Genomic DNA, 20,096 nt, shown 5'->3' with positions numbered 1-20,096 from the left:
GTGGCCCTTGTGGATACTGAGCAAGTAGCTCCTAAATCCATAGCAACCGGGGTGACGCTGGCGGTGGCGGGTTCTATTGCTTTCAGCGGCAAGGCCATCATCGTCAAACTGGCCTACCGCTACCCCGGGGTGGACGCGGTGAGCCTCATCATGCTGCGCATGCTGATGGCCCTGCCGTTCTTTCTGGGCTTGGTGTGGTGGTCGGGGTACCGCACTCGCAAGGCGGGCCGCGCGGTGGAGCCACTGTCGGGCCGCGACAAGCTGGGGATTCTGGGCTTGGGCTTTACTGGCTACTACCTGGCCAGCTATCTGGATTTTGCGGGGCTGGCCTACATCTCGGCCTCACTGGAGCGGCTGATTCTGTACCTCAACCCCACACTGGTGGTCTTGCTGGGCGTGGTCTTGTACGGCAAAAAAGTGACTCTGCCCCAAGGCTTGGGCATGGCTATCAGCTATGGCGGCGTGCTGCTGGTGTTCGGCCATGAGGCAAGTTTTGCCGGAGGGGACGCGGCCTTGGGCGCGGCCTTGGTGCTGGGTAGCGCGATCAGCTACGCGCTGTATTTGAGTTACAGCGGTGAAATGGTGCAGCGCCTGGGCTCGCTGCGCCTGGTGGGCTTGGCTACCAGCGTGGCCTGTGTGCTGTGCATTGCGCAGTTCGGGGTGCTGCGGCCGCTGGATACGGCGTTTGCCGTGGCGCCGCAGGTGCTGTGGCTTTCCTTGCTCAATGCCATTGCGTGCACCGTGGTGCCGGTGATGCTGGTCATGATGGCGATTGAACGCATTGGCTCGGGGCTGGCCGCGCAAGTGGGAATGGTGGGGCCCATGTCCACCATCCTCATGGGCGTGTTGCTGCTGGGTGAGCCCATGAACCTGTGGGTCATAGGTGGCACCATGTTGGTGCTGCTCGGGGTGTATGTGGTGACAAGCCGGCGCTGAAGGTGCGCACCGGCACTCAACAACGAAAAAGGACACGGTATGGACTTGGGAATCAAAGGCAAATGGGCGCTGGTGTGTGGTGCCAGCAAGGGTTTGGGTCTGGGCTGCGCGCAAGCGCTGGCCGCTGAGGGCGTCAACCTGCTGATCGTGGCGCGCGGTGCCGAGGCGCTGGAAGCGTCTGCTATGAATTTGAGAGCTGCTTACGCAGACAAGTCGGGGGCTGAGGTGCTTTTTTGTGCTCAAGACATCACCACGGTGGCCGGGCGTGCCGCCGTGTTTGCCATGCGCTCCGACTTTGACATTGTGGTTACCAACGCCGGTGGCCCGCCACCTGGCGACTTTCGCGACTGGGACCGCGAGGCCTGGATCAAGGCGGTAGACGCCAACATGCTCACCCCCATCGAGCTCATCAAGGCCACGGTGGATGGCATGGCCGCACGCGGCTTCGGGCGCATTGTGAACATTACCTCCAGCTCGGTGAAGTCGCCTATTGATATTTTGGGCCTGTCTAACGGCGCGCGCAGTGGCCTCACCGGCTTTGTGGCGGGTGTGGCCCGCAGTAGCCTGGCCGCCAAAGGGGTCACCATCAACAACCTGTTGCCCGGCAAGTTTGACACCGACCGGATTGCCACCACCGTCAAGGCGGCGGCTGACAAATCTGGCAAGTCGGTCGACGAAGTGCGCGCTGCTCAGCAAGCGCAAATTCCCATGGGCCGCTACGGCACCCCGGTGGAATTCGGGCAGGTGTGTGCGTTTTTGTGCAGCCAGCAGGCGGCCTATATGACCGGCCAGAACGTGCTGCTTGACGGCGGCGCGTTCACCGGCACGTTTTAAGCCACAGCCTGGCTGCCCGCCGCCTGCTGGCGGTAGGCTTTGGGGGTGGCACCAAAGCGCTGCTTGAAGCAGCGTATGAAATAGCTCGCACTGGCAAAGCCGCTGCACCAGGCCACCTCTTTGACCGCAGCCTGGCTCTCCGTCAGCAGCCGTGCAGCGCGGGTCAGGCGCTGCTGCAAGATCACTTGCCACAGGTGTTCGCCCGTGTGGCTGCTGTAGAGGTGTGACAAATAGTCGGCGGTGCAGCCTAGGTCGAGGGCCAGGGCGGCCACGGTCAGGTCGACCTCGCCCATGCGGTTCTGGACCAGCATGCGCAGCTTGCCGAGCAGGGCCGGCTCGGTGGAGGCGGTGGTGTGCGGGGCGTCCAGCAGGCGGGCCACGCCAGTGAGCGCACTCAGCAGCAAGGCCCGTTGCTGGAGGGGCCACAGCCCGGCGCTGTCGTCAGCGGGCGGGGTGGCGGCATCGCGCAGCCAGCCTTCGATGCGCATGGCATCGGGGTGCTGGCAGGTTTCCAGGTAAAGGCTAGCGGGCACGCCGGGCCGCCCTTCATGGGCCAGGTGGCACGACATGCGCTGGCTGTCGGCCGAGATCACCAAGTTGCAAAAAGCGTCGCCATCGCGCCCGCTCACCCATTCGTCGTGCAACAGTTTGGGCGGCACCACCAGCACCTGCCCCGGCTCCAGTGCAAGCTGCCCGTGCGGGAAGGTAAAGCGCGTCCAGCCGCTCATTTGCAGAAACACTTCGGCATGCAGGTGCAGGTGGCCGGCGCCCCGCGCCGGGCCGGTGGCTTGGGGCGGCGGGTTCTGCAGCTGCAAGCTGCCTTGCGCGGCCTCCCGGATAAAGCGGGCCAGTGCTTCGCGCAGTTGGCGGGCATGGGCGGGGGCGGCAGGGTGGTCGCTGGCGATGGCGGCGACACACGGGCCGGTGCCATGCACCGAATCCAGGATTTTTACTACTTTTGACATCGTATTGATACTGATCGCCGGGAAGGTGCGTGTAAAGGCTGGTTACGCTAAGGGCATGAATCGAACTATTGTGGCTGCTTTCCTTTTTGCGGGGCTACTCAAGCAACCTAAGCCTTTTAATACTACCCGTGCTGGAGCCCGCCGTGAATACAGGGTTTGAACACGGCACTCCCAGCCAAGTCCGCCGGGCGATCGGTGCCACACGCGGCCTGTTTGCCGTGCTGGGTGTCTTTAGCGCGGTGTGGGGGGTGCATATTCCCTCCGTGAAAGAGCGCTATGCCTTGGGCGAGGCCGTACTGTCGCTGGTGCTGGTGGCCTTGGCTGTGGGGGCGGTGTCGGCGGTGATGTTCGCAGGCCGGGTGATCGGGCGGCTGGGCGCCCGCCAGACTGCCATGGCTTGCTCAGTGGTCATGGCCGGCATGCTGGGCATGGTGTTGCACTGGCCGGGCTTGCCGTCGCTCTTGCTGGCCATGCTGTTCTTCGGGGCGTCGCTCAGTGTGTACGACGTAGCCATCAACACCGAAGGCTCGGTACTGGAGACGGCAGGCGGGCGCCCCATCATGGGCAGCTTGCATGGCATGTTCAGCCTGGGAGCCATGGGCGGCGCGGCCTTGGCCGGTGGCATGTTGAGTGCGGGGGTGCCGGCAGCCTGGCAACTGGCGGGTGTGGGCATGGCGGTGGCGGTGTGTATCTGGGTCGGTGCGCGCTGGATGCTGCCCACCCCGCCGCCGGCTGCGCAGACCAAGGTGCACTTCACCTGGCCGCGCGGGGCCTTGCTCATCATGGGCCTGCTGACCTTTGCCGGCATGAGTGCTGAAGGTGTGATGTTTGACTGGTGTGTGCTCTACCTCCAGCAAGAGGTGCGCATGCCCCACGAGCAAGCGGCGCTGGGCTACGCAGCGTGCGCCGGGGCCATGGCGGTCATGCGCTTTGCCGCCGACCGGCTGCGGGCCCACTACAGCGAGCAGCGCCTGCTGCAGGTGAGTGGCACGGTGACAGCCGTGTCCATGGCGGGAGTGCTGTTGGTAGGCCACCCGGTGGTGGCCATTGTGGGCTGTGGCTTGGTGGGCGCGGGCTTGGCCATGATCGTGCCGATTTTGTATGGCGCTGCCAGCCGCGTGCCGGGCACCACGCCGGCGGCGGCCATTGCCGCGGTGTCGTCCATCGGCTATGCCGGCTTCATGGTCGGGCCGCCGCTGATCGGCTTTATTGCGCAACACGCGTCGCTGACCGCCGCCATGGGCGTGGTGGTGGTGGCCGCCACCATTCTGGCCCTCAGCGCGCGGTTTGTGCCGGAAAAGGCGGCGTGAGGATGACGCAGGGCCCCTGTGGCAGGGAACGCCAGCTCGCCTATTTGCGTGAAGAAATCACAATGCCCGACACGATCAGCACAAACGCTGCCGCATGGTAGGCGCGCGGCGCTTCGCCGATAAAAATGGACGAGAGCACGGCGGTGAACAGCGGCGTGAGGTTGATGAAAAACCCCGCAATGGCAGGCCCGGCTCGGGAGACGCCTGCGCCCCAAGTGCCATAGGCAATCACCGCCGGGCCGAGTGCAATAAAAGCCAGGGCCGCGGCCAGGCCGGGCGTCCAGTTGATGTGCGCGGGGGTCAGCAGCCACTCACCGCTGGTGAATGCCAGTGACCAGCCCAGCCCGAAGACGATCTGCCCCATTAAAAAGGTAGACCAATCCGACCGGATTTCTGCTGACTCCGGCGTGGGGTGGGCCAGCAGCCAGCTGTAGGTCGCCCAGGCGATGGAGGCCAGCAGCACATACAGATCGCCCGGCACCAGGCGCAACTGGGTCATCACCTCCCAGTCGCCACGCCCCAGCACCAGCACCACGCCGGCAATCGACAAGGCCGCGCCCAGAATCTGCCGCCGGCTCACCGGCACCTTGAAGAACAAGCGCCCGATGAGCAGCATCCAGACCGGTGTACTCGCACCGACCAAGGTGACGTTGATAGCGGTAGACGTGTTGAGCGCCAGGTACAGCAGGGCGTTGTAGCCCCCGATGCTGAAGAGGCTGAGCAGGGTAAACCGCTTCCATTGCGGCCACAGACCGCTATCGCGCCAAAGCACCCGGCGGGCCAGGGGCAGCAAAATCAAAAAAGCAATGGCCCAGCGCAGCAGGTTGAGCGTCATGGGGGAGATGAGCGGCGCCACCAGCCTGCCCACGACTGCGTTGCCGGACCACATGAGGGGAGGAATCACGAGAAGAAGGGCGGCTGTCGGCGTCAGGCGTTGGGTCATCCGATCGACTGTAACAAGGAAGCGATGCCCCGCGCAGCGCTGCGGACGTGGCTGATTTCTGGCACGATGCTGAGCATTCAAAACAACCCCTATCGATGGAGACAAACCCATGAGTTCAGCGACATCCCGCGCGATCCACATCGCCCAGCACGGCGGCCCCGATCAACTGCAGTTGGTGCAGGTCACGGTCGGCGAGCCCGGCCCCGGTGAGGTGCGCATCCGCCACCATGCGGTGGGGCTGAACTTCATTGACGTGTACCAGCGCTCCGGCTTGTATCCCATGAGCCTGCCGGTACAACTGGGCATGGAAGCGGCGGGGGTGATTGAGGCGGTGGGCGAGGGCGTGAGCCACCTCCAGGTGGGTGACCGCGTGGCCTATGCCAGCCAGCCACCCGGCAGCTATTGCGAGGTGCGGGTCATGCCTGCCAAATGCGTGTGCAAGCTGCCGGACGGCATCAGCTTTGAGACGGGCGCTGCCATGATGCTCAAGGGCCTGACCGCCCAGTACCTGCTCAAGCGCACGCTGCCGCAGGGCGGCCTGCAGGCTGGGGACTTTGTGCTGTTTCATGCGGCGGCCGGTGGGGTGGGGTTGATTGCCTGCCAGTGGGCCAAAGCCTTGGGCCTGCGCTTGATCGGCACCGCTGGTTCTGAAGAAAAGTGTGCTCTAGCCCTCGCCAATGGTGCGGAGTTTGCTATCAATTACAGAGCGGGTGACTTTGCCCCTAAAGTGAAAGAGATCACGGGCGGCAAGGGGGTGAAGGTGGTGTACGACTCGGTGGGCAAAGACACCTGGGACCAGTCGCTGGACTGCATCGCGCCCTTCGGGCTGATGGCCAGCTTTGGCAACGCCTCGGGCCCGGTGGCGCCGTTCTCGCCCGGCATCCTAGGGCCCAAGGGTTCGATTTATGTCACGCGCCAAACCCTGTTCACCCACATCGCTACCCGCGAAAGCACCCAGGCCATGGCGGATGATTTGTTTGACGTGGTGCTGAGCGGTAAGGTGAAGATCCATATCGCTCAGCGCTACCCCCTGGAAGACGTGCAACAAGCCCACAAAGACCTCGAAGCCCGGCAGACCACGGGTTGCACCATCCTGACCCTGTAGGCGCGGACGTTGCAAGAAAAAAGGGCACCCCTGGAGGTGCCCTTTTTTACGGTGTGTAGCGGCCGGCTTAAAACAAAAAGCCTGCCGACAGCACTTGTTCGTTCATCCAGATTTCCTGGTCGGCCGTGCCCTTGTAGACCGGCACGCCAGACAGGCGGCCATAGGCGATTTTGTTGGTCAGCTCGACATAAATCGATTTGTAGACGCGGTAGCGCAGGCCCACTTCCACACCGGCGGTCCAGCCGTTGATCTGCCACCAGTCGTTGCTTTTGAAGCAGCAGATGTTCTCGTTCTTCGGGCCCACTTGGTTGGCATTGCCAAAAATCACGTTGTCGGCGTGGGGCAGCAAAATACCTGCGCCGACCCGGCTGATGAGTTGCAGGTCGCCGGCTTTTTGGGCCGCGCCGCGCAAGCGGTGCAACCAGACGGCATTGACCATGATGTGGTTCAAGCCGTTGTGCAAGGCGTAGTTGAAATTCTGGGGCGTCACCACCATGGAAGAAGTTGCGCCCGGGGTGGTGACAGTGCCATCGACTCCTACGGTCTGGCCGTAGTCGACGTTGTACTTGCTGTGGTCGATGTTCAGCTCAACCGCAAATGTTTTCTCGTCGTTGAGGAACTTGCCGATACGGATGTTTTCCTGCGGATCGGTGAAGTCCAGGCTCAGTAGGGACTTGAAGGTGTCCGGCACGCTGGAGGGGAAGTCGCTGGCCCGCGCTTTGCGCACCGTGAAGTTGTTGCCCAGCTCAGGCTGAGACACATGGATGTCGGAGGGCGCGTATTGCTGGCGGCTGTAGCCCCAGGAGAAATACCAGTTCTCGTCCTGGTTGATGGCTTTGTCAAACTTGCTGGATACCGCGTTGGCGGCGGGTGTGGCATCTGCTGCCGGAGTGGCTGATTGCGCCATCAGGACGCTTTGTGCCAAGCTGGCTTGGCAGGTGCCAAAAGTCAGGAGAGCAGCCAACAGGCCGCGTCGGAAAGAGGGTGTTTGCATGGTGGGGGAGTGTGTGTGCGAGTCGCAGAGTGGCGCACGCTGTTTCGCCTATTTTAGGCTAGCGCCCATTGGGCGCCCCGCAGCCGCCTCAGAATCAGGTTCTTCTGACCCGCAGTAGTTCGTCCAGTATCAGGCAAATCGCACCCACTGAAATCGCGCAGTCGGCGACATTGAAGGCCGGAAAATGCATGCCATTCCAGTGGAAGTCCAAAAAGTCCACCACATAGCCGTACATCAGGCGGTCGATCACATTGCCGATGGCGCCGCCCAGAATACAGGCCATCGCAAAACTGAACAACTTTTGTCCCGGGTGGGCCCGCAGCATCCAAATGATGACGACCGCCGCCACGACGCCCAGCCCTGTGAAAAACCAGCGTTGCCAGCCGCCCGCATCCGCCAGAAACGAAAACGCTGCGCCGGTGTTGTGGACCCGCACGACGTTGAAGAAGCTGGTGACAAAGGTGCTATCGCCCAAACGGTAGTTGCCTACGATCAGAACTTTGGTGAACTGGTCAATGAGTAGCAAGATGAGGGCCAGGCCCAGCCACTGGACCCAGCCGCCTTTGCTGCTCTTGCCGAAGGTTTGCTTGCCGCGGGCCATTACGCGAACAACCGGCTTTCACCGGCGCCATACAGGTTGCTGGTGCAGCGACCGCAGATGGTGGGGTGGGTAGCGTCGCTGCCGACGTCTGCACGGTAGTGCCAGCAGCGCTCGCATTTCACGGCATTGGAGGCCGCAACGCTTATGGATTGTGCGCTACCAGCTACTAAAGTGATAGCGCTGGTGATGAACACAAACTTCAGGTCTTCGCCCAGGCTGCTCAAAATGGCGAACTCTTCGGCCGGCACAGTGAGCGTGACCTCGGCTTGCAGCGAGGCGCCCACCTGGCCTGCAGCGCGCAGGGTTTCGATGTCTTTGTTCACCGCTTCGCGCACCGCGCGGATACGTGCCCACTTGGCCAGCAGGGCCTCATCGGGCGCGGCAAAGGTGGCGTAGCCGTCCAGGAAGATAGAGAGCTGGGTGGCTTCGGGCGTTTTGCCTTCTGCGCCCAACACGGCCCAGGCTTCTTCCGCGGTGAAACTGAGGAATGGTGCCATCCAGCGCAGCATGGCCTGGGTGATTTGCCACAGCGCGGTTTGCGCGGAGCGGCGGGCCACCGAGTCCGCAGCCGTGGTGTAGAGGCGGTCTTTGAGCACGTCCAGGTAAAACGCGCCCAGGTCTTCGCTGCAATACACCTGCAGCTTGCTGACCACGGGGTGGAACTCATACACCTTGAAGTGGGCCAGGATGTCGGCCTGCAACTGCGCAGCCCGGCTCAGGGCGTAGCGGTCGATCTCCAGCATTTGCTCCAGCGGGACCGCGTCTTTGGCGGGGTCAAAGTCGCTCACGTTGGCCAGCAGGAACTTGAGCGTGTTGCGCACGCGGCGGTAGGTGTCCACCACGCGGGCCAGGATTTTTTCGTCGATGTTCAGGTCGCCGGAGTAATCGGTGCTGGCCACCCACAGACGCACGATTTCTGCGCCCATTTTGCTGGTGATGGTTTGCGGCTCCACCGTGTTACCCAAGCTCTTGCTCATTTTGCGGCCCTGGCCGTCGGTGGCAAAGCCATGGGTCAGCAGGCCGCGATACGGCGCGCGGTCGTAGAGCGCGCAGCCCAGCAAGAGCGAGCTGTGGAACCAACCACGGTGCTGGTCGTGGCCTTCGAGGTACAGGTCGGCCTCGGGGCCCTCTGCATGGAAGGGGGGCACCGCGTAGGCATCTTTGTGGCTGCCGCGCAGCACGTGCTGGAAGGTGGAGCCGGAGTCAAACCAGACTTCCAAGATATCGGTGCTCTTGGTGTAGCTGGGTGCGTCGGCCGCGCCCAAAATGTCCTCCACACTCACACGGCTCCAGGCTTCAATGCCACCTTGCTCCACGATGTCGGCCGCCTGGTCCAGGATCTCCATGGTGCGGGGGTGCAACTCGCCGCTGTCTTTGTGCAAAAAGAAGGGCACTGGCACACCCCAGCTGCGTTGGCGGCTGATGCACCAGTCAGGCCGGTTGGCGATCATGTCGCGCAAACGGCTGCGGCCGTTTTCGGGGTAGAAGTTGGTTTGTTCGATGGCGTCCAGTGCCAGTTGGCGCAGGGTCTTGGGTGCTTTGTCTTTAGTGAACACGCCCGCGCCTTCGTCCATGCGGATGAACCACTGGGCGGCGGCGCGGTAGATCACCGGCGTTTTGTGGCGCCAGCAGTGCGGGTAGCTATGGGTGATGCCCACGGTGGCCATCAGGCGGCCATGTTCGCGCAGGGTGTCGATCACGTTCGCGCAGGCCTTCCAGATGTGCTGGCCGCCGAACAGGGGCAGCTCGGCGTCGTACACACCGTTGCCCAGCACCGGGTTCAAAATCTGGTCGTATTTCAGGCCGTTGGCGATGCAGCTGTTGAAGTCGTCCACCCCGTAGGCGGGCGAGGAGTGCACGATGCCGGTGCCGTCACCGTCGCTTACGTAGTCGGCCAGGTACAGCGGCGAGAGGCGCTTGTAGCTGTATTCATTGCCAGCCACGTTCACATCTGCGGGCAGGTCATAGAGCGGGTGGCGGAACACCTGGCCGCGCAGGGCTTCACCCTTGGCGGTGGCCAGCACGGTGCCGGTCAGGCCGAAGCGCTCCAGGCACTTCTCCACCAGGCTAGCACCCAGCAGAAGCACGCCCTTGGGGGTGTCTACCAGTGCGTATTCCAATTCGGGGTGGGCATTGAGCGCCTGGTTGGCGGGGATGGTCCAGGCGGTAGTGGTCCAGATGACGGCGAAAGCCTGTTTGCCGGCGGGCAGGGCGCTCAGACCAAAGGCCGTGGCCAGGCCGGCCCCGTCGTTGGACTCAAAGGCCACATCCAAGGTGTCGCTCTTTTTATCCGCGTATTCGATTTCAAACTCAGCCAAGCTGGAGCCGCAGTCGAAGCACCAGTACACGGGCTTCAAGCCGCGGTACACAAAGCCACGTTCGATCACGCGCTTGAAGGCGCGGATCTGGCCGGCCTCATTGGCGGGGTTCATGGTTTTGTAGGGGCGCTCCCAGTCACCCAAGACCCCTAAGCGCTTGAAGTCTTCGCGCTGCTGGTCGATTTGCTCGGTGGCAAACGCGCGGCTCTTGGCCTGCATGTCGTCACGGCTCAGGTTGCGGCCGTGCAGCTTTTCGATGGCGTTCTCAATAGGCAGGCCGTGGCAGTCCCAACCGGGGATGTACTGGGCATCAAAACCGCCCAGCTGCTTGCTCTTGACGATCATGTCTTTCAAGATTTTGTTCAGCGCGTGACCGATGTGCAGCTTGCCGTTGGCATAGGGCGGGCCATCGTGCAACACGAACAGGGGCTGGCCGGCGCGGGCGTCGCGCAGCTTTTTGTACAAGCCTTCTTCGTTCCAGGTTTTTACCCAGGCCGGCTCACGCTTGGGCAGGTCGCCGCGCATGGGGAATGCGCTATCGGGCAGGTTCAGGGTGCTACGGTAATCAACGGGTTCAGTCATGGCCAACTCTCGGTTCGTGCGCTTGGGTCAAGCAATTCGGGGGGCGGATGGCCGGCACAGGCGCCGGCGCAGTCCGTAGGGAGCGGGTGACGCGGGGCAACGTGCGTCGGGTGGCCGCGGGGGCCGGCCCCGTCAAATTCGGGTGCCGCCGGAGGCGCTTGCGTGTGCGGCAAGCCAGGCGCGAGCGTCGTCGCGGTCTTTCTGTATGCCCTGTGTCAGGGCGTCCAGACCGTCGTATTTCAGCTCGTCGTGCAATTTGTGCAGTAGTTCCACGCGGATGATTTTACCGTAGGCCCCCTCAGGCCCCAGTTCTTCGGGCCAGTCTAGGCAATGGGTTTCCAAGAGCACCCGGCCGCGGTTCACATCGTTGGGGTCCAGCGAGGGGCGCACGCCGAGGTTGGCCACACCTTGCAGGGGCTTGGCGGCCAGGCCGTGCACCAGCACCACAAAAATGCCGCTGGCGGCGGGTTTCCAGTGGGTAAATCGCAGATTCAGGGTCTTGAAGCCTAGAGTGCGGCCCAGCTTGCGCCCGTGTACCACGTGGCCACTGATGCAATACGGGCGCCCCAGCAGACGGGCTGCGTCCTGCATGCGGCCTTGCCCCAGCGCCTCGCGCACAGCTGAGCTGGAGACGCGCAGGCCATGCACCTCATAAGAGTTCATGCGGGCGACATCAAACCCTCCGGTTTGTCCTTCGGCGTCGAGCAGGGCGTAGTCGCCAGCGCGGGCTTTGCCGAAGCGGAAATCGTCGCCCACCAGCACGTAGCGGGCACCCAAGCCATCTTGCAGCACCTGCTGAATGAAGTCTTGCGGGCTCTGGTTGGCCAGCCGGGCATCAAACGGCAGCACGATAGTCTGGTCGACCCCGGCCTTGGCCAGGTCGTCGAGTTTGTCGCGCAAGGTGCCCACACGGGCGGGAGCCAGCTCGGGTTTTTGGTGGAGTTTGGCGAAATAGTCGCGCGGGTGGGGCTCGAAGGTCAGCACGCAGCTGGGCACGCCGCGCTGCTGGGCCTCGCCCCGCAGCAAGGCCAACATGGCCTGATGGCCCCGGTGGACGCCATCGAAGTTGCCAATCGTTACTGCGCACGCCTCGGCCACGCCGGGGTGCTTGAAACCGCGAAAAACCTTCATGGAGTTGTTATCTTTTTGATAGCAGGCTGCGCACATCGCATCGGCGCCTGAAGCCAATTTGTCATGGAAACACGGTATATTGTGACCGAGCAGGGCCCGGACCTCCGGTTTGGCGCGCACTTGCAGACCTTTGCAGACTTGTGTTGGTGGTTGTTTGAACCGTTGATGGAGGCGTTGCGTGAAAGTCTTGAAGTTGTCGGCCCAAGGGCTGCCCCAATCCTGGATATCGCTGGAGCAAGCGGTGATTCATTACGCGGCTGGCGAGGTGCGCTGGGAGTCCGGCGGCGAGGTGGCTGTGTTTCGTGGCGGCCACAACGCCGCTACCGGGCAACAGTCCATCATCCGGGTGAACAGCATCATCGGCACCCGTGGGGTACCCCGCATCAACCCCTTTAACCAGCGCCCCGGCCTGACCAATGCCAAGCTGTTTATCCGCGACCGCAACGTGTGCGCCTACTGCGGCGGGCATTTTCATGAAGCCGACCTAACCCGCGAGCACATCATTCCCTTTGCCCAGCACGGGATTGACACCTGGATGAACGTGGTCACAGCCTGCAAGCCCTGCAACCACCGCAAGAGCCACCGCACCCCCGAGCAGGCCCACATGCCGCTGCTCTACACCCCTTATGTGCCCAGCCTGTGGGAAGACTTTATTTTGCGCAACCGCCGGATTTTGGCGGACCAGATGGAGTTTTTGATGGCGCATGTGCCGGCATCGTCCCGCCTGGTGCTTTAGCATGCGGGCATGAGTACCAGCCCAGCCCAACGACCCGCCACCCGCACTCCTTCTGAGCGCCCGCGCATCGCCCTGATTGCGCACGACCGTAAAAAGGACACCATGGTGGCACTCGCCCAAGAGTTCGCCCCTTACCTGAAAACTTGCACCCTGATGGCGACCGGCACCACCGGCGGCCGCTTGGTCGATGAAGTCGGACTGACCGTGGAGCGCATGCTCAGCGGCCCGTGGGGCGGCGACCTGCAAATAGGTGCCCGCTTAGCCGTGGGCGAGGTGGATGCGGTCATCTTCCTGCGCGACCCCATGACACCCCAGCCGCACGAGCCCGACATCAACGCGCTGGTGCGGGCCTGCGATGTGCACGATGTGCCGTGCGCCACCAACCTGTCCAGCGCCCGCTTGCTGCTGGCTCAGTTGCTACTAAAAGTGTAGCTACTCGCGCAATTGGGGCAAGGGCGGGAGGCCTAAAAGGCTTAAAAATAGCGGTGGCTACAGCGGGTGGCTCACGAGTTTGAAGTCGGCGTCTTCCTCAAAGGTTTTGACTTTGAACCCTAAGCTGCGCATGAGCTTGAGCATGCCGGGGTTGTGGGTGAGCACCAGGCCTTCAATCTCGCTCAGACCTTTGTCGCGCGCCACATCCATGATGGACAGCATGAGCCGTGAACCTAAGCCCTTGCCGGCAAAGTCGTCCGCCACCACCAGCGAGAACTCGCAGCTCGACTTGTCGGGGTTGGTCACGTAGCGCGACACGCCGATGATGCGTTCGGTCTCCAGCATCTCACCGTCCTCTCCCGCGGTGCGGGTTTTGTGGACGGCGACCAGCGCCATCTCGCGGTCGTAATCAATCAGCGTGAAGCGGGCCAGCATGGAGGGCGGCAGCTCGTGCATGCTCGACACAAAGCGGAAATAGCGGCTCTCTTTGGAAAGGCCCTGCACCAGGTCCTGCAGCATCTGCGCGTCGTCGGGTTGCACGGGGCGTACGGTGTATTCGCCACCGCCGCGCATGGGCCAGAGCTGCTCGTATTGGGCGGGGTAAGGCAGGATGGAGAGGTGGTTGTAGTTGTGCACCCGGCTGCTCACGCCTTGCGGCGCATGGTCGATGACGATGCGGGCATCGACTGCCAACGCGCCGTGTTCGTCCACGATGATGGGGTTGATGTCCATCTCGCGCAGCTGGGGTAGCTCGCACACCATTTCCGAGATGCGCAGCAATATCTGCTCCAGCAGGTCGATATTGGCCGGGGCACTGCCGCGCCATTCGCCCAGGGTTTCTGCCACGCGGGAGCGCTCAATGAGGCGGCGGGCCAGAAACTGGTTGAGCGGGGGCAGCTCCATGGCGCGGTCGTTGATCAGCTCGATCATGGTGCCGCCCGCGCCGAAGGCAATCACCGGGCCGAACGGGTCGTCGGTGACCAGCCCGATATAGATCTCGCGGCCATGGCGCGAGCGCACCATGCTTTGCACCGTGACACCGTTGATGCGCGCATCGGGCCGCAGGCGCTTTACGGTCTGCACCATGTCGTTGTAGGTGTCGCGCACGCCGGTGGCGTTCATGATGTTGAGCGCCACGCCGCCCACGTCTGACTTGTGGCTGATGTCGGGCGAGTCGATTTTGAGCACAGCCGGAAAGCCCAGCTGCGTGGCAATCATCATGGCCTCATTGGCGCTGCGGGCCAAGATGGTGCGGGTGACCGGAATATGAAAGGCCGAGAGCAGGGTCTTGGACTCCATCTCGGTGAGCACCTTGCGCCGCTCGGCCAGCACACTCTCTATTACCAGCCGCGCGCCCTCGATGTCGGGTTTGGCCAGCGTAGACAGCGGTGGTGGAGTCTGCTGCAAAAGCAGCTGGTTTTGGTAGAAGGACGCGATGTTGCCGAAAGCGCCCACGGCGGCCTCGGGAGTGCGAAAACTCGGAATTTCGGCCGCCTTCAGAATGCCGCGCGCAGCGTTGACGGTGCTGTCGCCCATCCAGCACGAGAGCAGGGGCTTGCCGATGGTTTTCTTGACCTCGGCGAGCGCTTGGGCCACCGCTGAGGAGTCGTGCCCGGCTTTGGGCGAGTAAATGGCCAGCACGCCATCGACCCCACGGTCTTTGCCGGCTGCTTCGAGTGCCGCGGTGAAGTGGCTGGCATCGGCTTCTTCCGACAGGTCCAGCAAGTCGGTGAGCGAGGCCAGCTCGGGCAAGCGGGGCTTGAGTGCGGCGGCGCTCTCGGTAGACAAGCGGCCGAGTTGCAGCTGCAGCTCGTTGATCCAGTCGGCAGCCAGGACCCCGGGTCCGCCACCGTTGGTCACAATGGCCAGCCGTTTGCCCACCGGCCGGTAGCGCGAGGCCAGGCACTTGGCGGCAGAAAAAAGCTCTACAAATGAGCGCACCCGCACCGCGCCGGCACGGCGCAGGGCGGCGTCGAACACCTCGTCGCTGCCCACAATGGCGCCGCTGTGGGTTTGGGCGGCTTCGTTGCCGGCCGGGCGGCGGCCCGCCTTGAGCACCACCACAGGCTTGGCGTTGGCCGCCATGCGCAGGGCGCTCATGAAGCGGCGGGCATCGGAAATGCCCTCCAGGTACACCACGATGCTCTGGGTCTGCGCGTCGTTGGCCAGAAAGTCGAGCACATGGGCAATGTCTATGCTGGTGTGCGGCCCCAAAGACACCACGCTGGAGAAGCCCACCGCATTGTTGGCGGCCCAGTCGAGCATGGAGGCCGTGAGTGCCCCGGACTGGGACACCAGCGCTAGGGGGCCGCGTTGGGCCAGCGGGCCGGCAGCGCTGGCATTGAGCTGCAAAGCCGGGCGCTGCACGCCCAGGCAGTTCGGGCCCAGCAGCAACACGCCTTCGCGTTGGGCAATTTTGGCCAGTGCCGCGGCTTGCTCGGCGCTGATACCGCTCGACACCACCAGAGCGGCCCGGCAGGCGATGCGGCCTGCAATCTCCAGGGCGGCGCTCACGTCGTGCGGTGGCAGGGCGATGATGGCCAGATCGGCCCGGGCCTGCGCGAGGTCGGCCAGGGTGCCGGTGGCATGGATATCGAGGAAACGCAGGGTGCCGGCAAATTCCTGACTCTTGAGCGAAGCCACCAGCGTGCGGGCCTGGTGGGTCATGGTGTCCGGCGACTCGCTACACCCTGCAAACACGATGATCGATTGCGGAGCAAAAAGGGGGGTGAGGTAGTGCTTTTCCATGAGAGTTTCCGGTGGATTCAGTCTGCGCCAATCAACACTTTGACGTGTTCGGCCACGCTGCGGGCCAGGGGGTTGAGCACATAGCCGCCCTCTAGGCACGAGATGATGCGCCCCTGGCAATGCCGCTGCGCCACGTCCATCAGCTGTTTGGTCACCCAGGCGTAGTCGGCATCCACCAGGCCCAGGTTGCCCATGTCGTCTTCGCGGTGGGCATCAAATCCGGCCGAGATATAGATGAGCTGGGGCGCAAACGCATCGAGCGCAGGGATCCAGCGGGTGGACACCGCGTTCCGGAACGCATCGCTGCCCGATCGTGCGGGCAAGCCGACATTGCACATATTCGGCCCCGTGGCCTTGTCGCCATTGAAGGGGTAGAGGCCTTGCTCGAAGATGGAGCACATCAATACCCGTTCGTCGCCCCGGAAGATGTCTTCGCTCCCGTTGCCGTGGTGAACATCAAAGTCAATCAGCGCCACCCGCGTCAGGCCATGCACATCCAAGGCGTGGCGGATGCCGACCGCCACGTTGTTGAAGAAGCAAAACCCCATGGCGGCAGAGCGCTCTGCGTGGTGCCCCGGCGGGCGCACATTGCAAAAAGCGCTCGGTACCTTCCCACCGAGCACCAGGTCGGTCGCTTGCACGGCGGCGCCTGCCGCGCGCAGCGCAGCGCGCACAGTGAAAGGGTTCATGTCGGTGTCGGGGTCCACCTTGCGGTAGCCCGCGGCGGGGGAGGCGTCCATCAGCTCACTCACATAGTTCGAGGCGTGGGCCCGACCCAGCTGGGCGGTGGTGGCCAGCGGCGCGTCGTAGGTGTTCATGTAGTCGAGCAGGCCGCGCAGCAGCAACATGTCCTGGATCGCGCCCAGACGCTCGGGGCATTCGGGGTGGTCCGGCCCCATTTCATGGCGGGCGCAGTCCGGGTGGGAAATATAGGCGGGCAGCATGGTGTCTCCTGCGGTTTGGTTTTTCCACAGTCTAGGCACTGAAGCTGACACCAGTCTTGACGTGGCGCAATAGGCGGTGGTGGCCGGGGACATCCCCGCAGACCTTGGGGATTCGCGGGGAGCGCGGCGCTGTTGATACCATCGCGGCACTCATGAGCTCCAAACCCTCTCCTTCCGGCCCCGTGGCCGCACCGTTCCGCTACGTGGCTGCCAGCTCCTATGTGCTGGTCGGCCTGATTTGTTTGACTGTGCTGGTCTATGGCATGTTGCCCGGGCTGTTGGCAGTCTGCCTCGGTTTCATGGTGGCCCATGCGCTGAGCACCAGCCGCCGTTTGGGGCGTTGGCGGCCCGGCCCGTTTGCCGCGGCGGCGTGGGTGATTGTGGTGCCCTTGCTGCTGTTCGCAGTCGTGCTTTCCAACGCCAAAGGCATGGTGATCGGTGCGAGTGGCCAATATGCAGCGCTGCTGCACCACCTGGCCGGCACCGTGCTGGAAATACGGCAAAAACTCCCGCCCGACCTGGCGGCCCATTTGCCGGACGGCCTCGTCGCCGCACAGGCATGGTTGGCGGCCTACCTGCAAAGCCAGGCCCGGGCGATAACCGGCTTCGGCTCGGCCGGTCTGCAGGGTTTGCTGCTGGCCTATGTGGGGCTGGTCATCGGTGCCTTGATCGTGGGAACCCCGGGCGTTGCCAACCCGGCACCGCTGCGGGCGGCGGCGCGCACCCGGGCGCGGCATTTCATCGGAGCGTTTCGCCAGATTGTGGTGGCGCAGTTCTGGATCGCCACCTTCAACGCCGTCTGCACTGCCTTGTTCCTGTTCGGCGCCTTGCCCTTGTTTGACGTGGTGGTGCCGTACTCGGGCATGCTGGTGGCTCTCACCTTCTTTGCTGGCCTCATCCCCATCGTGGGAAACCTGCTGTGCAACGGCGTGCTCACGCTCGCCGGCATGTCGGTGGCGCCCATGGTGGGCCTGGCCTGCCTGATGTTCCTCATCGCCATCCACAAGTTCGAGTATGTGATCAACGCCAAAGTGGTGGGCAAGCGCACCGGAACTACCGCTTGGGAGCTGCTGACCGTGATGTTTGTGGGCGAGGCCATCTTCGGGGTGGCCGGGCTGGTGGCCGCCCCCCTGCTGTACGCCTATATCAAGCGGGAACTGCTGGAGGCAGGTTGGGTCTAGCCGGGCTCCGGTTCCACTGCTCCCGGAACACCAGAAACTCCGGCAGCGGCATGGGCTTGGCTACCAGATAGCCCTGCACCTCATCGCAACCGGCGCGGCGTATGGCGCTGAGTTGCGCCTCGGTCTCCACGCCTTCGCACACCGTGCGCATGCCCAAGGTCTGTGCCAAACCGACGATCATACGGACCACGGCTTCCGCGTCTTTTTTTTCAACCAGCTCGATCACAAACCCACGGTCGATTTTCAGTGTGTCAAAGGGAAAGCTGCGCAGGTAAGAGAGGGACGAGTAGCCGGTACCGAAGTCGTCCATAGCCAGCCTGACCCCGGTGTTTTTAATCCGGTGCAACATGGCGATGGCCGAGTCAGCGTGGTCCAGAAAGATAGATTCGGTCAACTCCAGCTCCATTTGGCCGGGTTGCACTTGAAACTCTGCCAGTGCCTCCTGCAAAAGGGTGACAAAGCCCTCGTCCCGTAATTGCATGGAAGACACGTTCACCGACACTTTGAGCCCCGCCAGCGCACTGGCATGCAGCCGGCAGGCTTCCAGCAGCGCCCAGCTGCCCAAGGCGGTGATCATGCCGCTTTGCTCGGCGATCGGGATGAACTCACCGGGGCTGATCCAACCCAGCGTAGGGTGTTGCCAGCGCATCAGTGTTTCCGCGCCCACAATTTTCCAGCTCTGGAGGTCCACTTTGGGCTGCCAGTAGAGCTGCAGCTCCTTGCGGTGCATGGCGTGGCGCAGACCCTCTTCAATCTGGGCGCGGCGCTGATTCATGGCGCCTAACTCCGGGGTGTACGCCACACATTGCCCGCGACCGGCGTCCTTGGCCGCGTACAGCGCGATGTCGGCTTGCACCATCAGCTCGTCCAGGGTGTGGGCGTTGCCGGTGCTGATAGTCAGGCCCACACTGCCCCCTACGCTGAGCCGGCGCCCCTGCAAGTGCAAGGGCTCGTGCAGCAGGTGTACGATCCGGCGCGCGATGGACAGCGCGTCTTCGATTCCCTCAGGCGTTGATAAAACCACTGCGAATTCGTCCCCTCCCAGCCGCGCCACCATGCCTTGCACGGCCAGGTAGCCGGAGAGGCGCTGCGCAATTTGCTGCAACACTTCGTCGCCGGTGCTGTGGCCATGCTGGTCGTTCACCGCCTTAAAGCGGTCCAGGTCTATGGCCATCAGGGCCAGGGCTTGCTGGCGGGCCAGCATCTGCTCCAGCGAGGCACGCAGCCAGAAGCGGTTGGTCAGCCCCGTCAGAGAGTCGGTGTGCGCCTGCTTTTCAAGTTGCTGGGAGGTGTTGACCTCGTTCGTGACGTCGGACACCACGCCACGCCAGCCGGAAAACCCGCCGTTTTCATCCAGGAGCGGCTTGCCGTTGATCGTTAAATGCCGCTCTCCGGTGCCTGCTAACAAGGTCAGGCGCAAGTCCTTGAAGGGCTGGACCTGGGCCAAAGCTCTGGCGAGGTGTTGGGCGCCTATGGTGCCCTGTTCCTGCAAAACGGTCAGGATGTGGGACTCATGCGCGTCTTGCGGCAAATTGAACAAGGCATGTAACTTGGGCGAAAGGTGAACCAGTTGCCCCAACTGGTTGCTCTCCCACAGCGCGTCGCCTGCGTTTTGTTCGAAATCTGAGAGCAGCACAGACACCATTTGCTCCTGCTGCAAGGAGCGGGATTGGGCATCAAACAGTGCCGTGGACTGGTGCCAGGCGGTTAAGGAGCCCAGCACGACCAAGGGCGAATACACCAGCAACAAGCCGGCCACACCGGCGAAGGCCGGTTCTCCACCTTGCCAAAGAGCGTAGAGGGCACTCCCGCTGAATATGGCGACATAGGCCAAGCTCGCCAGAGGCATGGGGTAGAGCACAAAGCCACCGACACCAATCATGCCGGTCAGCAGCACGGCCATGACCAATTGCTGGTCGCTGGTGGCCTGCGGGAAGCAGACAACCGTGATGTAAGACCACACCGCACTCAGTACTGAGGCGTGCAAGGTCGAGCGGTGTGCGGCAGATGGTGGGGCCGAGGTAATACGACGGCCCAAGGTGGCCCGCCAGCTGCGCAGTGCAAAAAAGCACACCCCCAACAAGGTGGCGAACCACAGCAGCAAATGCCAGGGCACCTCGGGGGCATAGATCCAGAGCACCAGGCCAGCGGCACCGATGTTGGCCAGCATCATCTCCGGGGTCAGCCGGACCACCGTGCTCAAGTGGCTGGCTCGCAGCCTGGCGGCCTGCGGGGTAGGGGCCGAGTACAGGCTTTTCAGGTTGGCCCGGATGCCGGTCACAGAGGAGGGAACTTGCCTGCGCATGGTGCCGGGTCTTCGGTCGCTCAGCGGAGTG

16 protein-coding genes are annotated in these 20,096 nt (G+C 63.3%); 7 read left to right on the top strand and 9 right to left on the bottom strand.

Going from position 1 to position 20,096, the window contains the following annotated elements; genetic code table 11:
• Positions 1-936, top strand: a complete 936-nt coding sequence (locus QZW03_RS05865; RefSeq protein ID WP_296509048.1) for a DMT family transporter — start codon at positions 1-3, stop codon at positions 934-936.
• Between the two features lie 39 nt (positions 937-975).
• The gene (locus QZW03_RS05860; protein ID WP_296509047.1) at positions 976-1,770 is read left to right on the top strand and encodes an SDR family oxidoreductase; all 795 of its coding nucleotides are present in this window, start codon (positions 976-978) and stop codon (positions 1,768-1,770) included.
• On the opposite strand, the gene QZW03_RS05855 is transcribed toward QZW03_RS05860, so the two are convergent.
• The gene (locus tag QZW03_RS05855; RefSeq protein WP_296509046.1) at positions 1,767-2,735 is read right to left on the bottom strand and encodes a helix-turn-helix transcriptional regulator; all 969 of its coding nucleotides are present in this window, start codon (positions 2,733-2,735) and stop codon (positions 1,767-1,769) included. The two genes, QZW03_RS05860 and QZW03_RS05855, sit on opposite strands and share 4 nt — an antisense overlap.
• 143 nt (positions 2,736-2,878) lie before the next feature.
• Here QZW03_RS05855 and QZW03_RS05850 point away from each other — a divergent pair, with 143 nt between their 5' ends.
• Positions 2,879-4,045, top strand: a complete 1,167-nt coding sequence (locus tag QZW03_RS05850) for an MFS transporter (RefSeq protein WP_296509045.1) — start codon at positions 2,879-2,881, stop codon at positions 4,043-4,045.
• Positions 4,046-4,085: 40 nt separating this feature from the next.
• Here QZW03_RS05850 and QZW03_RS05845 read toward each other — a convergent pair whose 3' ends face one another.
• Positions 4,086-4,988, bottom strand: coding sequence for a DMT family transporter (locus tag QZW03_RS05845; protein WP_296509044.1), 903 nt, complete (start codon positions 4,986-4,988; stop codon positions 4,086-4,088).
• 109 nt (positions 4,989-5,097) lie between these two features.
• Here QZW03_RS05845 and QZW03_RS05840 point away from each other — a divergent pair, with 109 nt between their 5' ends.
• A complete protein-coding gene (locus QZW03_RS05840) occupies positions 5,098-6,093 on the top strand; it encodes a quinone oxidoreductase (RefSeq protein ID WP_296509043.1) in 996 nt (331 codons plus the stop codon).
• Between the two features lie 67 nt (positions 6,094-6,160).
• On the opposite strand, the gene QZW03_RS05835 is transcribed toward QZW03_RS05840, so the two are convergent.
• From QZW03_RS05835 to QZW03_RS05820, 4 genes are all read right to left on the bottom strand, one after another.
• Positions 6,161-7,087 carry a hypothetical protein gene (locus QZW03_RS05835; protein ID WP_296509042.1) on the bottom strand — a complete coding sequence of 309 codons (927 nt, stop codon included), beginning with the start codon at positions 7,085-7,087 and terminating at the stop codon, positions 6,161-6,163.
• A 94-nt stretch (positions 7,088-7,181) separates the two neighbouring features.
• A complete protein-coding gene (gene lspA, locus QZW03_RS05830; protein ID WP_296509041.1) occupies positions 7,182-7,688 on the bottom strand; it encodes a signal peptidase II in 507 nt (168 codons plus the stop codon).
• Positions 7,688-10,588, bottom strand: a complete 2,901-nt coding sequence (ileS, locus tag QZW03_RS05825; RefSeq protein ID WP_296509040.1) for an isoleucine--tRNA ligase — start codon at positions 10,586-10,588, stop codon at positions 7,688-7,690. The genes lspA and ileS overlap by 1 nt, the downstream gene beginning before the upstream one ends.
• Positions 10,589-10,720: 132 nt before the next feature.
• A complete protein-coding gene (locus tag QZW03_RS05820; RefSeq protein WP_296509039.1) occupies positions 10,721-11,719 on the bottom strand; it encodes a bifunctional riboflavin kinase/FAD synthetase in 999 nt (332 codons plus the stop codon).
• Positions 11,720-11,897: 178 nt separating this feature from the next.
• On the opposite strand from QZW03_RS05820, the gene QZW03_RS05815 reads away from it, so the two are divergent.
• Positions 11,898-12,455 carry an HNH endonuclease gene (locus QZW03_RS05815; RefSeq protein ID WP_296509038.1) on the top strand — a complete coding sequence of 186 codons (558 nt, stop codon included), beginning with the start codon at positions 11,898-11,900 and terminating at the stop codon, positions 12,453-12,455.
• 9 nt (positions 12,456-12,464) lie between these two features.
• Positions 12,465-12,887: a methylglyoxal synthase gene (locus QZW03_RS05810; protein ID WP_296509037.1), complete on the top strand. Its 423-nt coding sequence runs from the start codon at positions 12,465-12,467 to the stop codon at positions 12,885-12,887.
• 57 nt (positions 12,888-12,944) lie between these two features.
• On the opposite strand, the gene QZW03_RS05805 is transcribed toward QZW03_RS05810, so the two are convergent.
• Both QZW03_RS05805 and QZW03_RS05800 read right to left on the bottom strand, forming a co-directional pair.
• Complete coding sequence (locus QZW03_RS05805; RefSeq protein WP_296509036.1) at positions 12,945-15,635, bottom strand: bifunctional acetate--CoA ligase family protein/GNAT family N-acetyltransferase; 2,691 nt, start codon at positions 15,633-15,635, stop codon at positions 12,945-12,947.
• A gap of 17 nt (positions 15,636-15,652) precedes the next feature.
• Positions 15,653-16,579: a histone deacetylase family protein gene (locus QZW03_RS05800; RefSeq protein ID WP_296509035.1), complete on the bottom strand. Its 927-nt coding sequence runs from the start codon at positions 16,577-16,579 to the stop codon at positions 15,653-15,655.
• Positions 16,580-16,731: 152 nt separating this feature from the next.
• On the opposite strand from QZW03_RS05800, the gene QZW03_RS05795 reads away from it, so the two are divergent.
• On the top strand, positions 16,732-17,760 hold the full coding sequence (locus QZW03_RS05795) for a permease (RefSeq protein ID WP_296509034.1): 1,029 nt from the start codon (positions 16,732-16,734) through the stop codon (positions 17,758-17,760).
• Here the strand turns inward: QZW03_RS05795 and QZW03_RS05790 are convergent.
• On the bottom strand, positions 17,726-20,065 hold the full coding sequence (locus tag QZW03_RS05790) for an EAL domain-containing protein (protein WP_296509033.1): 2,340 nt from the start codon (positions 20,063-20,065) through the stop codon (positions 17,726-17,728). The genes QZW03_RS05795 and QZW03_RS05790 overlap by 35 nt on opposite strands.
• Positions 20,066-20,096 lie beyond the last annotated feature (31 nt).

The organism is Rhodoferax sp. (assembly GCF_013297935.1).
Taxonomy (GTDB): Bacteria; Pseudomonadota; Gammaproteobacteria; order Burkholderiales; family Burkholderiaceae_C; genus Allorhodoferax.
The sequence above is the reverse complement of the archived record's forward strand: the minus strand, read 5'-3'. Positions and strand labels throughout refer to the sequence as shown.